The following is a 13,282-nucleotide window of genomic DNA, read 5'->3' on the forward strand; positions in this document are numbered from 1 at the left end:
TACTTGTCTTATGTCTTGCCGTTCTCCTCGACCGCTTCGTCCTCCACCACGACCGTCGTCTGCTGTGCGGCGAGGAAATTGCCGACATGGCTGAGGCCTTCGAAATGATCGCAGAACACCTTGACGACGACCAGCAGCGGCACCGCCATCAGCGCACCGACAAAGCCCCACAGCCAGGACCAGAAGGCGATTGCAATGAAGATCGCCACCGCGTTGATCTCCAGCCGCCGGCCGACCACCATCGGCGTCACGAACTGGCCCTCGACAATGTCGCACAACAGCACGAAGGCCGGCGCCAAAAGGGCGTAGGAGATCGAGTCAAAGCTGATCAGCGCAATGACGCTGACCAGTACGATGGTGATCAACGCGCCGACATAGGGCAGGAAATTGAGCAGCGCCGCCATCGTTCCCCAGACCAGCGGGTTGGGCATGCCGAGCCCCCACAGGCCGAGACCGATCACTGTGCCGAGGCCGGTATTGATGACGGCAACGGTCAGCAGATAGTGCGAGATTTCGCGCTCGACGTCATAGACGACACGCAGCGCCCGCTTCTTTTCGCTGAGCCTGGCGAAGGACTGGATGATCTTTTCATAAAACATCGTGCCGGACGCCAGCAGAAACAGCGATAACACGAAGATGATGGTGATGCTGGTGGCGGCCGACAGGATGTTGTCCGCGGCCGACGACAGCATGCCGGACTGCGCCACCGCAACCTTCTGCACATCGGCTTCCTGCGAGGTCTGGGTCAGCCCTTCCAGCTCATGCGCAATCTGCATGATCTTCTCGAACGGGCGACGGAACTGCGCCAGCCGCTCGCTCAGCTGCTGGCCGATGGCCGATGTGTTGTTGATGAGGTCGATGACCGGACCACTGAGCAGATAGCCGGCGGTGGCAAAGATACAGACAGAAAGCACCACCAGCAGCGTCGCCGACACCACTTCGGGCACGCCGTGCTTGCGCAGGAAGCGCACGATCGGCGTCAGCGTCAACGTCAGCAGGAAGGCGAGTATGACCGGCATGAAGAAGGCGCGGGCAAAATAAAGCGCGTAGATCGCCATGAACAAGAAGATGCCGATAAGCAGCGTCCGCATCAGGTGCGTATCCGCGCGTGCAACAGCGCGCGGATCTTCGCCGTCGACAGCACCAGCGCCCGAAGCGGCGGGTTCGGCTTTCATAGGGTTCCCTCGCCGGGCAAGCCGCAATTGGCGCAGCCCGTCAACGGAAACGTGCCGGTGGCGTCAAAGTTCCTTTGCCGGCGCGCCTCGCTATTTTTGGGTTTCTACGGGACTGGCTGCCTCAAGCGGCCGGCGCAACGGCGGCGGCCTTCGCCGTCTCCTTGCGCACGATCGGTGCCACCTTGGTGCCGTAAAGCTCGATCGCCTTCATGATCTTGGCGTGCGGCATGGTGCCGATCGCCATCTGCAGCAGGAAGCGGTCGTTGTTGAAGATCCTGTGCTGGGCGACGATCTTTTCCGCCACCTGCTCGGGGTTGCCGACGAACAGCGCGCCGTTGGGACCGCGCGACTGGTCGAAATGCGCCCGCGAAGTTGGGCCCCAGCCGCGCTCGCGGCCGATGCGGTTCATCACTTCGGCCTGCGGACCGTAGAAATCATCGGCCGCCTGTTCGGTCGTCTCGGCAATGAAGCCGTGCACATTGATGCTGGTGGCAAGCCCGGTGGGGTCGGTCCCGGCCCGCTTGGCGGCCTCGCGGTAGATGTCGAAGAGCGGCGCGAACCGTGCCGGCTCGCCGCCGATGATGGCCAGCGCCAGCGGCAGGCCGAGCACGCCTGCGCGGGCGGCCGATTGCGGCGTTCCGCCAATGGCGATCCAGATCGGCAATTTCTCCTGCAACGGGCGCGGATAGACGCCGCGGTCATTGATCGCCGCGCGCAGATTGCCGGACCACGTGACCTTGACGCTGTCACGGATGGCCAGGAGAAGGTCAAGCTTCTCGGCGAACAATTCGTCATAGTCTTCGAGATTGTAGCCGAACAGCGGGAAGGATTCGATGAACGAGCCGCGCCCGGCCATGATCTCGGCCCGGCCGCCCGACAGGAGGTCGAGCGTCGCGAACTGCTGGAAGACGCGCACCGGATCGTCGGAGGACAGCACAGTGACCGCGCTGGTCAGCTTGATGCGCTTGGTGCGTTCGGCGGCGGCCGCCAGCGCCACCACCGGCGCGGACGCGGCATAGTCCGGGCGGTGATGCTCGCCGAGGCCGAAGACGTCGAGGCCGACCTGGTCGGCTAGCTCGATCTCTTCGACCAGGTTGCGCAGCCGCTCGTGCGGCCCGACGGCGCCGGCGCCGGGCTCGGGGCTGACGTCCGCAAAGGTATAGAGGCCGAGTTCCATGATCTGTCATCCAATGGTTGGGTTTTGCGGCTAGAGGTAGCGACCAAGCCGCTCCGCCGCCAGAGGGGCGGATGGTGAACAGTGCATGTCGGTTTCAGCCAGCTCCTGTCGGCTTTGGTCGGCAGAAGCGCGTCTCTTGGCTGCAACAGCATAGAATTTCATGGCTGGCATACCGTTTTGGCGCTTGAACTCTCGGTTTTCGCGCGTATGTAAGCGTCGCGAATTGACTTCAGGGAAGTGGACTTGGCTATCTACAGGGAAAAAGACATTTTCGAGCGGCGCAATGCCGCGAACGAGGCAAAGAAGGCGCTTCTGGAGCGCTTCAAGTCAAAGCCGGCGGCGGATGATCCTGCGGTTCTGGCCAAACAGGCCGAACGCAAGGCGATTCTGGCGGCTCGCGAAATACGCGAGGCCGAAAAGGCCAGGCTGAAGCAGGAAAAGCTGGCACGCGAGGCGGTCGAGAAGGCCGAGCGCGAGGCCGCAGCCGAAGCGGCGCGTATTGCGGCCGAAGAGGCAGCGCAGGCTGAAGCGAAGATCAAGGAAGCCGAAGAAAACGAGCGCATCGCCCGTTTGCTGGCCGATGAAGCCGAACGCAAAGCCAAGCGCGACGCACGCTATGCGGCGCGCAAGCAGCGCACCGGCAGGACGCCTCCGGGCTTCTCCGCCCGCTAAACCGCTTCGATCGGAACGATCGAACATCAGGGCCGCCTTCAGCGGCCCTGAACGCGTCTGTGCGCGCAAACAAAGAGTGTCAGGCGGCGAGCTTCAGCCCCATAATGCCGCAGACGATGAGCGCAATGCAGCCGAGCCGGATCGCGGTTGCCGGTTCGCCCAGCAGCCAGATGCCGAGCAGCGCTGTGCCGACCGTGCCGATGCCGGTCCACACAGCATAGGCCGTGCCGACGGGCAGCGTCTTCAGCGCCAGGCCGAGCAGGCCCAGGCTGACGATCATCGAGGCGACGGTAAGCACCGTCGGCAGCGGCTTCGAGAAGCCGTCAGTGTATTTGAGGCCGATCGCCCAGCCGATCTCGAACAGGCCGGCGAAAAACAGAAAAATCCACGACATCGGGATGCACTCCGTTCCACGAGGATGGCGGGTCGTCCCGGCCGGTTTTTGGGGGAAGGCGCGAAGTCGTCCTCGCCGCCTCGGTACAGGCGGATTCGCCTGCCCGATCAACAAAAACACCGGCAGCATTGTTCATGCCGCCGGTGTCAAAATCTGCGCCGAAACGGTTTGCCCGGACTTCAATGGTCCAAGGCGGGCTTACTTGTCCTTGAGCCTTATGGCCTTGACGGGCGGCGCCTTGAGCGCCGGAGCAGCGGCAGGCTTCTTGGCGTCCTTCTTCGGCTTGCGGGCTTCCTTGCCTGCCTTCATCGCACCTTTAGCCATGATTCGGTCCTCCAATTGGTGGGACACCAAGTGAAACAAGAGAAACGCCGGACTGCAAGGGGTCTGGCGTCTGTCGCCGGCGCCAGCAGCCTGCTTTCAACCGGTTTCTAATTTGCTCGTAAACCATGCCGGTCCATGCCATGGTTGTCTTCGCACTGCAGCATCGGCCATGCCTTCGCCCGGCGATGATCAGGCAGTCCGGTCAGGACGACAATGCGAATCCGCATCGGCAGCGAGATGAGTTTCGATTTTCCGCAGGAAACGCCGCTGATCGCGATGCTCAACGTCCACTATTCCCGAGCCTCCGATCTCGAGCGCCCGGACTTCCTCACCTCCAACCCGGCCGTTCCGATCCAGAGCTACCGCGACAGTTTCGGCAACTGGTGCAACCGCTTCGTCGCCCCGCCCGGCCGCTTCACCTTCGGCACCGATTCGGTGATCCGCGACCCCGGCACCTTCGAGATGGGCGACCTGATGGCCTGGCAGCACGAGGTGCGCGACCTGCCGTCGGATACGCTGCTGTTTCTATTGCCCAGCCGCTTTTGCGAGAGCGATCTGCTGGCCAACGAAGCATGGCGGCTGTTTGGGCACACGCCGCTCGGCATTGCGCGCGTCCAGGCGGTCTGCGACTTCGTCCACAATCACATCGTCTTCAACTACGGCAATGCGCGGCCGACGCGTACCGCCGCCGAGGCCTATCGAGAGCAAAGCGGCGTCTGCCGCGATTTTGCCCATCTAGCCGTCGCCTTCTGCCGCGCGCTCAACATCCCCACCCGCTACTGCACCGGCTACATCAGCGATATCGGCCTGCCCAAACCCTGGGCGAGCATGGATTTCGCCGCATGGATGGAGGTCTATCTCGGCGGTCGCTGGCATGTCTTCGATCCGCGCAACAATTCCCCGCGCATCGGCCGCATCCTGATCGCCTCGGGCCGCGATGCCGCCGACGTGCCGCTGACCCATATCTTCGGTCCGGGCACGCTGGCCGGGTTCAAGGTGTGGACGGACGAGATCATCGAATAGGGCGTCTTTTCCGCGAGCGAGCTTCAAGAACCTGAACGACCGAGCGATTGGTGCGTTGTGATGCCTGTGGAGCTTCGGCTGCAGGGCCGTTACATTGGGTGGCTTGGAGGGCAAGACAGCATGGCAGCGCATGGCGGGTCGAAGACGGTCATCTACGCGGCGCTCGCCGGCAATCTCGCCATTGCACTGACCAAATTCGTCGCCGCCTTCTTCACCGGGAGCTCGGCGATGCTGTCGGAAGGTGTCCACTCGCTGGTCGACACCGGCAATGGCGGGCTGCTGCTCTACGGCATGCACCGCGCCGCCCGCCCGCCGGACCGCACGCACCCGCTCGGCCATGGCCGCGAACTGTATTTCTGGAGTTTCATTGTCGCCCTGCTGGTCTTTGCGCTCGGCGCCGGCGTGTCCTTCTACGAAGGCGTCGTCCACATCATGTCGCCCGAACCGGTCGCCAATCCCAGGATCAACTATATCGTGCTTGGGCTCTCGATGCTGTTCGAGGGCAGCTCGTGGTATGTGGCGCTGAAGGAGTTCCGCCGGGAGAAGGGCAAGCAGGGCTGGCTGCAGGCCGTGCAATCGAGCAAGGATCCGAGCGTCTACACGATCCTGTTCGAGGACAGCGCCGCCCTCCTCGGTCTCGTCGTCGCCTTTGCCGGTATCCTGGCGGCGGAACTCCTCGATATGCCCGAGCTCGACGGTGCCGCCTCGATCGGCATCGCGGTGATCCTCGGCGCCACCGCCATCTTCCTCGCTCGTGAAAGCAAGGGCCTGCTCATCGGCGAGCCGGCCTCGGCCGAAGTCCAGGCCAAGGTGCTGGCCATCGCCCAGCGGGATCCGGCGGTGCAACGCGCCAACGGCGTTCTCACCGTCCATCTCGGCCCGCAAGAGATCGTCGCCGGCCTCAGCATCGAGTTCGAGGACCATCTGACGGCGCCCGAGATCGAAGCCTGCGTCGAGCGCCTGGAGGCACTGCTGAAGAAAGACATGCCGGAGATCACCAGGCTGTTCGTCAAGCCGCAGACGACGGGAACCTGGGAACACCGGCGCAAGGCGGTCGAAGCTGCATCGAACTAGTGCTGGACCAGAAGTCCACCGTTGCCTCATCGCCTGGTCCCGCTAAGATCAGTCGACGGATTTCGGAGGAGCAGCCATGAGAATCGATGGTGGGTGTCATTGCGGCGCCATTACTTATGAAGCAGAGGTCGACCCGGAAAAGACCTCCATCTGTCATTGCACCGACTGCCAGCAACTGACCGGCACTGCCTTTCGTGTCACCGTTCCCGCGCCTGAGGATCACTACAGGATCACCAAGGGCACGCCGAAGGTCTATATCAAGACAGGATCCAGCGGCGCCAAGCGCGCCCAGGCCTTTTGCGGCGAGTGCGGTTCGCACCTTTACGCGACGTCGGTTGGCGACGGCCCCAAGGTTTATGGGATAAGGGCGGGGACCGCGCGGCAACGCGAGGATCTGGTTCCGACACAACAGAAATGGCACCGGTCGGCCCTGCACTGGCTTCCGGAATTCGAGGGCATAGGCATCGTAGAGGAGCAATAGCACCTGCCTGTCTGTCTAACGCGACCAAACCAGACGATTATGTGCTAGGCTCGCGGCCCATCAGACCGCTTGGCGGGTGAAAGCGATGCTGGAACCAGACAAGATTTTTGCCGGCTCGATTCCGGAAAATTACGACCGCTATATGGTGCCGTTGATTTTCGAGCCGTTCGCCGCCGATATGGCACGGCGGGCAGCGTCTTTGTCGCCCGGCGCCGTCCTGGAAGTCGCCGCCGGCACCGGGGTCGTCACCCGCGCATTGGCGCCAAAACTGTCTCCTGGCGCAAGCTATGTCGTGACCGATCTCAACCAGCCAATGCTCGACTTTGCCGCTTCGCGGCAAGCTCCCGACAGTCGCATTCAATGGCGTCAGGCGGATGCGCTGGCGTTGCCGTTTGAAGATGCGACCTTCGATCTCGTTTGCTGCCAGTTCGGCGCGATGTTCTTTCCCGACCGCACCGCCGGCTATCGCGAAGCAAAGCGGGTCCTGAAGCCCGGAGGCCATTTCCTGTTCAACGTATGGGATCGCATCGAGGAGAATGTGTTTGCCAATGATGTGACGAACGCTCTTGCGGAGATCTTTCCGAACGATCCGCCGCGCTTTCTCGCCCGCACCCCGCACGGCTACCATGACACGGCCCTGATCTGCAGCGAGCTGGAAGACGCAGGTTTCTCCCGTGTGGCGATCGAGACGAGAGCCGAGCAAAGCCGTGCATCGTCCCCGCGGCTTCCGGCGGTTGCCTATTGCCAGGGGACGGTTCTTCGCACCGAGATCGAGGCCAGGGACGCAGGACAACTGCAAGCCGCAACCGACCATGCCGCAGCCGTGATTGCAGCCAGACATGGCAGCGGCGAGGTTGCGGCCAAAATTCAGGCGCACGTAATCGTGGCTACGGTCTAGAGCAGGCTCTAGAGCAATTCCAGGATAAGTGTGTAGCGGTTTTCCCGGGAAAAGCGCGTAGCGCTTTCCCTTGAGGAATTGCGCAAAAACAAGGAGGTAGAGCGGGTCAGCGATTCCGTGAAACGCTGACCCGCTCTAATCGTCGCCTTCGACGACACGTAGCCTGAGCTGGCCCGTCTTGGAATCCGCCACCCGCACCCCGGGTTCGGCCTTGGCGGGTCCACCGCCACGCACTTCAGCCTCGCCTTCGCCAAACTCCAGCGCCTCGATCTTCTGGCCGCGCCTGGTCACTTTCGATGTCGACACCAATATCTCGTCAATGTCCTTGGCCGACTGGCCAAAGTGCGTCTGCAGCCGCCGCACGCGTTCGTCGACGCGCGCGACGTCTTCCATCAGCCGGATGACCTCGCCCTGGATAAGATGCGCCTGTTCGCGCATGCGGGCATCCTTGAGGATCGCCTGGATGACCTGAATCGACAGCATCAGCAACGACGGCGAAACGATGATGACCCGCGCGCGGTGCGCCTTCTGGATGAGGGCGTCGAAATTCTCGTGGATTTCGGCGAACACCGATTCCGACGGCACGAACATGAAGGCGGTGTCCTGCGTCTCGCCCTGGATCAAATATTTCTCCGAGATATCGCGGACATGGATCTCGATGTCGCGGCGGAAGGCTTGGGCGGCGACCCTTTGCAGTTCGGCGCCATCGGCGGCGCGAATGGCATTCCAGGCTTCCAGCGGAAACTTGGCGTCGATGGCGAGGGAGGGCGCGCCGTTGGGCATCCGCACCAGGCAGTCGGGCCGGCTGCCATTCGACAGCGTCGCCTGGAATTCATAAGCGCCCATCGGCAGGCCGTCGGCGACAATCGCTTCCATGCGCGACTGACCGAAGGCGCCGCGCGTCTGCTTGTTGGACAGGATCGCCTGCAACTGCACGACCTGGCCGGCCAGCGACTGGATGTTGCCCTGTGCGGTGTCGATGACGGCCAGCCTTTCCTGCAGTTTCGCCAGGCTTTCATGCGTCGATTTGGTCTGCTCTGTCATGGTCTGGCCGAGGCGGCCGGTCATGGCGTCCAGCCGCTGGCCGATCGACTGGTTGAGTTCGGCCTGCCTTGCGCCGAACACATCGGCGATGGCCCCCATGCGGCCCTGCATCTCGGCCTGGCTTTGCAATATGCCGGCCATCCGCGCCTCGGCGTCGCGGGCGTGGTCTGCGGCCTCAGCGGCAGCGATGGTCCGCGCCCTGGCCGACCGCCACAGGGCGACGACCAGCGCCAGAAAAAGGCCGAGAAACACGATCGCGCCGAGCGCCAGCGCATGGCCGAGCGTGATGGTCGTGGCGCCGAGCCGGGCGACGGGTTCGGAAAGGATGGTGCTCAGGTCGTTCATCCCTACAGCATAGCCGATTCGCCGCCCTGGCACAGATCAAAACGTGAACGGGCGCCAACCGCACCGGTTGACGCTTTTCCTGCGACGTTTTAGGTGAGACGCCATGTCGATCAAGCCGCTCATCATCCTTCCCGATCCCATCCTGCGCCAGGTTTCCAAACCGCTCGAACGCGTCGATGCGCCTTTGCGCAAACTCGCCGACGATATGCTGGCTACGATGTATGAAGCGCCCGGCATCGGGCTGGCCGCAATCCAGATCGGCGAGCCGCTGCGCATGCTGGTCATCGACCTCGCCAAGGAAGACGAGGCGCCGGCGCCGCATGTCTTCATCAATCCCGAAGTCCTCGAAAGCGCCGACGCGCGCTCGGTCTACGAGGAAGGATGCCTGTCGATCCCGGACTACTACGCCGAGGTCGAGCGCCCGGCTTCGGTGCGGGTGAAATATCTCGACCGCGATGGCAAGCTGCAGGAGATCGAGGCCGAAGGCCTGATGGCGACCTGCCTGCAGCACGAGATCGACCACCTCAACGGCGTGCTGTTCATCGACCACATCTCGAAGCTGAAGCGCGACATGGTGGTGAAGAAGTTCAAGAAGCTCGCCAAGGACAAGGCGCCGGGCAAGCTGGTGGGATAGGGCATGGCCCTTCGCGTCATCTTCATGGGCACGCCGGAGTTTTCGGTGCCGGTGCTGCGTGCGGTCGCCGAGGCCGGCCATGAGATAGCCGCCGTCTACACCCAGCCGCCGCGCGCTGCAGGCCGCCGCGGGATGGAGCTGACGCCGTCGCCGGTGCAGCGCGAGGCCGAGCGACTGGGCATCGATGTGCGCACGCCGACGTCGCTGAAAGGCGAGGCTGAGCAGGCTGCATTCGCCGCCTTGCAGGCGGATGTCGCCGTGGTCGTCGCCTATGGCCTGCTGTTGCCGAAGCCCGTTCTCGAGGCACCGCGGCTTGGCTGCCTTAACGGCCACGCCTCGCTTTTGCCGCGCTGGCGGGGCGCCGCTCCCATCCAGCGCGCCATCATGGCTGGCGACGTGGAAACCGGCATGATGGTGATGCGCATGGAAGAAGGCCTCGACACGGGTCCGGTGGGATTGGTTGAAAAATGCGCCATCGGACCCGATATGACGGCCGGCGACCTGCACGATCAGCTGATGCACATTGCTGCCACACTGATGGTGGAAGCGTTGTCCCGAATTGAGACGGCAACGCTGGCATTCACCTTGCAAGCTGTGGATGGGGTGACCTACGCCCGAAAAATCGACAAATCGGAGACCCGCGTGGACTGGACGCGGCCGGCTGTCGAGGTCCACAATCACCTTCGTGGCCTGTCGCCCTTTCCCGGGGCTTGGTCCGAGATTGAAATTGGCGGCCGTGCGGAACGGCTGAAACTGCTTCGCTCGACGCTTTCTGAAGGCATGGGCGAGTCGGGAGGAATTCTCGATGATCGGCTGACGGTCGCCTGCGGGACAGGCGCCATCAGGCTGGTCGAAGTTCAACGGGCGGGCGGAAGGCCCGCTGCCGCGCAGGAGTTTTTGCGCGGGGCCAAGATCGAAAAAGGAATGAAATTCTCATGAGCATGATGTCGATACGCGCGGCAACGCCGCGGGATCGCGAGGCTATACGCCTCGTCGAGGAACACGCATTCGGCCAGCAGGCGGAGGCCGGTCTGGTCGACGCGCTGGTCACCGGCGGCGACGCCGTTGTCGAGCTGGTGGCGGAAGAAGACGGCCAGGTGGTCGGCCACATCCTGTTTTCCAGGCTGTTTGTCCAGAACGGCGGCAAGCAGTTTGCAGCCGTGGCGCTGGCGCCCTTGGCGGTGGAACCTTCGTTCCATGGCTCCGGCATTGGCGGTGCGCTGATTCGCGAGGCGCATATCCGCCTCAGGGATGCCGGCGAGACGCTCGCCGTGGTGCTGGGCGATCCGGCCTATTACGGCCGCTTCGGCTACAGCCATGTGCGCGCCGAAAACTTCGAGAGCGAATACCAGGGTGAGGCGCTGCAGGCGCTGGCCTGGGGCGACGCACCCGAAAAAGGCAGACTGGTCTACGCCCAGGCCTTTACCGCACTCGCCGCCTGAACGGCGGATGTCGATCGCTTATGCCGCGTTTTCGTCTCGATATCGAATATGACGGCAGCCTCTTCGCCGGCTGGCAACACCAGGCGGATCAGCCATCGGTGCAGCAGGCGATAGAGCAGGCGATCGAGAAATTCAGCGGCGAGGCGGTGCGGTTGCGCGCCGCCGGCCGCACCGACGCCGGCGTGCATGCGACCGCGCAGGTAGCGCATGTCGACCTCAACAAGGCGTGGCCAACCGACAAGGTGCGCGACGCCATCAACGCGCATCTGCAGGCGGCGGGCGCGCACGTCGCCATCTTGCAGGCGAGGGTTGTCTCAGACGAGTTCGACGCCCGTTTCTCGGCCACCGGACGGCACTATCTCTACCGCATCCTCAACCGGCGCGCGCCGGCTGCGATGGAAAAGGGCAAGGTCTGGTGGGTGCCGAAGCGGCTCGATGCGGACGCCATGCACGAAGCGGCGAAAGTCCTGCTCGGCCGACACGATTTTACCACCTTCCGCTCGACGCAATGCCAAGCCAACAGTCCGGTGCGCACTTTGGAGCAGCTTGATGTGAGTCGCCAGGGCGACCTGATCGATATCAGGGCCTCGGCCCGCTCGTTTCTGCACAACCAGGTGCGCTCCATGGTCGGCTCGCTGAAACGCGTTGGCGATGGCGGCTGGACCGCTGCCGATCTCAAGGCAGCGCTCGATGCGCAGGACCGCGCCGCCTGCGGCCAGGTGGCGCCGCCGGATGGGCTGTTTCTCGTCGGTGTCGATTACCCCGATGGGTCCTAAGCCGGCGCGGCGGTCGGTAAAGTGATGCCGAGCAGCGCCACCAGGCCGAACAAGACGGCCAGAGACACCACCAACATGCCTGCGAACACGGCGCTGCCGACAGCCGCGCCCTTGCCGATCGCGGCGTTGGTCATCCGCCAGGTGAGTACCAGCGACAGCACCACCAGAACCAGCCACACCAATTCGGCAACTGGGTTGCCGGGCGGCAGGAAAAGCCGGATCAACGCCGATGGCAGCAGCATCCAGGCGGTGATGGCCGACGCCCAGTTGCTGGCGACGACGTAGTGGACGAAGCGGTCGCCGATGCCGGCTCGCGACGCGACCAGGGCAAGCGCAACCAGCGGCAGCAGCCACGAACCGAGGTCGACGGTTGCCAGGCGGATCAACATGCCCAGACGCCCAGCGAACGCATTGGGGTCGCCGATCTCGTTGGCCGTGCCGACCCAGCCGACGATCATCGCCGGCGCGGCGACGACGATGGCGAAGAAGGAATTCCAGAAGCCGTCGGCCGACAGGTCGAGCAGCCGCAATCCGTCGGTCTTGCCGAGCATCAGCCGCCAGGCGCCGGTAAGCGATGAAGAGGTCTCGTCAACCGAAAGCATGATCAGCCCTGCTCGAACCAGTCTTCGATGAAGCGCTGGTAGATCTGGGTCAGCGTTTCGAGGTCGGCCAGTGCGACGCGTTCATCGACCATATGCATGGTCTTGCCGACCAGTCCGAACTCGACCACCGGGCAATAATCCTTGATGAAGCGGGCGTCCGATGTGCCGCCGGAGGTGGAGAGCGCCGGTTCCCTGCCGACCGCGGCCTTGATCGAGCCGCGCAGCGTGTCGATCAGCTTGTCGTCGCGTGTCAGGAAGACATGGCTCGGCCGGTCGCGCCAGACCAGCTCATAGTCGACAGGGCTCTTCTTGCCGGTCCGGTATTTCTTGCGCTTGGCCGCCTGGTCGAGGCGGTTGTGGATCTCGGCCTGCACCGTCTCGGCCGTCCAGCTGTCGTTGAAGCGGATGTTGAAGGTGGCTGTCGCCTTGGCCGGAATGACATTGGTCGCCGGATTGCCGACATCGATCGAGGTCACCTCCAGATTGGTCGGCTGGAAATCCTTCGTGCCCTTGTCGAAGACGGGGTGGAGCAAGGCCTCGACCAGACTCATCAGGCCGCGCACCGGATTGTCGGCAAGCAAGGGATAGGCGACATGGCCTTGGCGGCCATTGACGGTGACGCTGCCCGACATCGAGCCACGCCGGCCGATCTTGATCATGTCGCCGAGCGCGTCCGGGTTGGTCGGCTCGCCGACGATCGAGGCGTCCCATTTCTCGCCTTTGGCCGCCGCCCAGTCGAGCAGTTTTGTCGTGCCGTTGATGGCCGGGCCCTCTTCGTCACCGGTGATCAGCAGCGAAACCGAGCCCTTCGGGCCGCCCTTGTTCTCCACGTGGCGCGCCACCGCGGCGATGAAACAGGCGATGCCGCCCTTCATGTCGACGGCGCCGCGGCCGAACATCTCGCCCTTGGCGATTTCGGCGGCGAAGGGCGGGTGTGTCCACGACGCCTCGTCGCCCACCGGCACCACGTCGGTATGGCCGGCAAACATCAGATGCGGCCCATTGCCGGAGCGGCGCGCGTAAAGGTTCTCGATATCGGGCGTGCCGTCTTCGGAAAACACCGGGCGTTCGACGGAAAAGCCAAGCGGCTTCAGCATGCCTTCCAGCGCAGCCAGCGCACCGCCCTCGGCGGGTGTTACGGAAGCGCAGCGTATGAGGGTCGCGAGGTTTGCGGCGGGATCGGTCGGCAGGTTCATGGGCAAAGCGATAATCGAAAGCGAA

General features: G+C 63.7%; 16 protein-coding genes. 9 read left to right on the forward strand and 7 right to left on the reverse strand.

The features are described from left to right. Window positions 1-8: 8 nt before the first annotated feature. Window positions 9-1,175: an AI-2E family transporter gene (locus ACWGTI_RS24690; RefSeq protein WP_454589547.1), complete on the reverse strand. Its 1,167-nt coding sequence runs from the start codon at window positions 1,173-1,175 to the stop codon at window positions 9-11. Between the two features lie 121 nt (window positions 1,176-1,296). Next, window positions 1,297-2,352 carry an LLM class flavin-dependent oxidoreductase gene (locus ACWGTI_RS24695; RefSeq protein WP_454589548.1) on the reverse strand — a complete coding sequence of 352 codons (1,056 nt, stop codon included), beginning with the start codon at window positions 2,350-2,352 and terminating at the stop codon, window positions 1,297-1,299. Window positions 2,353-2,595: 243 nt separating this feature from the next. Between ACWGTI_RS24695 and ACWGTI_RS24700 the strand changes: the two genes are divergently transcribed. Next, a complete protein-coding gene (locus ACWGTI_RS24700; protein ID WP_181059857.1) occupies window positions 2,596-3,024 on the forward strand; it encodes a DUF6481 family protein in 429 nt (142 codons plus the stop codon). A gap of 79 nt (window positions 3,025-3,103) precedes the next feature. Here ACWGTI_RS24700 and sugE read toward each other — a convergent pair whose 3' ends face one another. Both sugE and ACWGTI_RS24710 read right to left on the reverse strand, forming a co-directional pair. Beyond that, entirely contained in the window at window positions 3,104-3,418 is a 315-nt protein-coding gene (gene sugE, locus ACWGTI_RS24705) for a quaternary ammonium compound efflux SMR transporter SugE (protein WP_181059856.1), read from the reverse strand. A 198-nt stretch (window positions 3,419-3,616) separates the two neighbouring features. After that, window positions 3,617-3,742, reverse strand: a complete 126-nt coding sequence (locus tag ACWGTI_RS24710) for a hypothetical protein (protein ID WP_112559036.1) — start codon at window positions 3,740-3,742, stop codon at window positions 3,617-3,619. A 213-nt stretch (window positions 3,743-3,955) separates the two neighbouring features. Between ACWGTI_RS24710 and ACWGTI_RS24715 the strand changes: the two genes are divergently transcribed. The 4 genes from ACWGTI_RS24715 to ACWGTI_RS24730 all read left to right on the forward strand — a co-directional run bounded on the left by ACWGTI_RS24715 (window position 3,956) and on the right by ACWGTI_RS24730 (window position 7,218). Next, the gene (locus ACWGTI_RS24715) at window positions 3,956-4,765 is read left to right on the forward strand and encodes a transglutaminase-like domain-containing protein (protein ID WP_454589549.1); all 810 of its coding nucleotides are present in this window, start codon (window positions 3,956-3,958) and stop codon (window positions 4,763-4,765) included. Between the two features lie 120 nt (window positions 4,766-4,885). Continuing rightward, entirely contained in the window at window positions 4,886-5,839 is a 954-nt protein-coding gene (locus ACWGTI_RS24720) for a cation diffusion facilitator family transporter (protein ID WP_454589550.1), read from the forward strand. A 76-nt stretch (window positions 5,840-5,915) separates the two neighbouring features. Continuing rightward, a complete protein-coding gene (locus ACWGTI_RS24725) occupies window positions 5,916-6,320 on the forward strand; it encodes a GFA family protein (RefSeq protein ID WP_454589551.1) in 405 nt (134 codons plus the stop codon). Window positions 6,321-6,405: 85 nt separating this feature from the next. Further along, the gene (locus ACWGTI_RS24730; RefSeq protein ID WP_454589621.1) at window positions 6,406-7,218 is read left to right on the forward strand and encodes a class I SAM-dependent methyltransferase; all 813 of its coding nucleotides are present in this window, start codon (window positions 6,406-6,408) and stop codon (window positions 7,216-7,218) included. Between the two features lie 135 nt (window positions 7,219-7,353). On the opposite strand, the gene ACWGTI_RS24735 is transcribed toward ACWGTI_RS24730, so the two are convergent. Next, window positions 7,354-8,607 (reverse strand): DNA recombination protein RmuC, encoded by a 1,254-nt coding sequence (locus ACWGTI_RS24735; RefSeq protein ID WP_454589552.1) that lies wholly within the window; start codon window positions 8,605-8,607, stop codon window positions 7,354-7,356. A gap of 103 nt (window positions 8,608-8,710) precedes the next feature. Between ACWGTI_RS24735 and def the strand changes: the two genes are divergently transcribed. The 4 genes from def to truA are packed head-to-tail and all read left to right on the forward strand — an operon-like array spanning window position 8,711 to window position 11,459. After that, window positions 8,711-9,241 carry a peptide deformylase gene (gene def, locus ACWGTI_RS24740; protein ID WP_454575427.1) on the forward strand — a complete coding sequence of 177 codons (531 nt, stop codon included), beginning with the start codon at window positions 8,711-8,713 and terminating at the stop codon, window positions 9,239-9,241. 3 nt (window positions 9,242-9,244) lie between these two features. Next, window positions 9,245-10,180 (forward strand): methionyl-tRNA formyltransferase, encoded by a 936-nt coding sequence (fmt, locus tag ACWGTI_RS24745; protein WP_454589553.1) that lies wholly within the window; start codon window positions 9,245-9,247, stop codon window positions 10,178-10,180. Beyond that, window positions 10,177-10,683 (forward strand): GNAT family N-acetyltransferase, encoded by a 507-nt coding sequence (locus ACWGTI_RS24750; RefSeq protein ID WP_454589554.1) that lies wholly within the window; start codon window positions 10,177-10,179, stop codon window positions 10,681-10,683. Before fmt ends, ACWGTI_RS24750 begins: the two co-directional genes overlap by 4 nt. 20 nt (window positions 10,684-10,703) lie before the next feature. Continuing rightward, window positions 10,704-11,459: a tRNA pseudouridine(38-40) synthase TruA gene (truA, locus tag ACWGTI_RS24755; RefSeq protein ID WP_454589555.1), complete on the forward strand. Its 756-nt coding sequence runs from the start codon at window positions 10,704-10,706 to the stop codon at window positions 11,457-11,459. On the opposite strand, the gene ACWGTI_RS24760 is transcribed toward truA, so the two are convergent. Together ACWGTI_RS24760 and dapE are read right to left on the reverse strand one after the other, a co-directional pair. After that, on the reverse strand, window positions 11,456-12,061 hold the full coding sequence (locus ACWGTI_RS24760) for a transporter (RefSeq protein ID WP_454589556.1): 606 nt from the start codon (window positions 12,059-12,061) through the stop codon (window positions 11,456-11,458). The two genes, truA and ACWGTI_RS24760, sit on opposite strands and share 4 nt — an antisense overlap. Before the next feature lie 2 nt (window positions 12,062-12,063). Continuing rightward, the gene (gene dapE / locus ACWGTI_RS24765; RefSeq protein ID WP_454589557.1) at window positions 12,064-13,257 is read right to left on the reverse strand and encodes a succinyl-diaminopimelate desuccinylase; all 1,194 of its coding nucleotides are present in this window, start codon (window positions 13,255-13,257) and stop codon (window positions 12,064-12,066) included. Window positions 13,258-13,282 lie beyond the last annotated feature (25 nt).

The sequence above is a fragment of the Mesorhizobium sp. ArgA1 genome, from assembly GCF_053714375.1.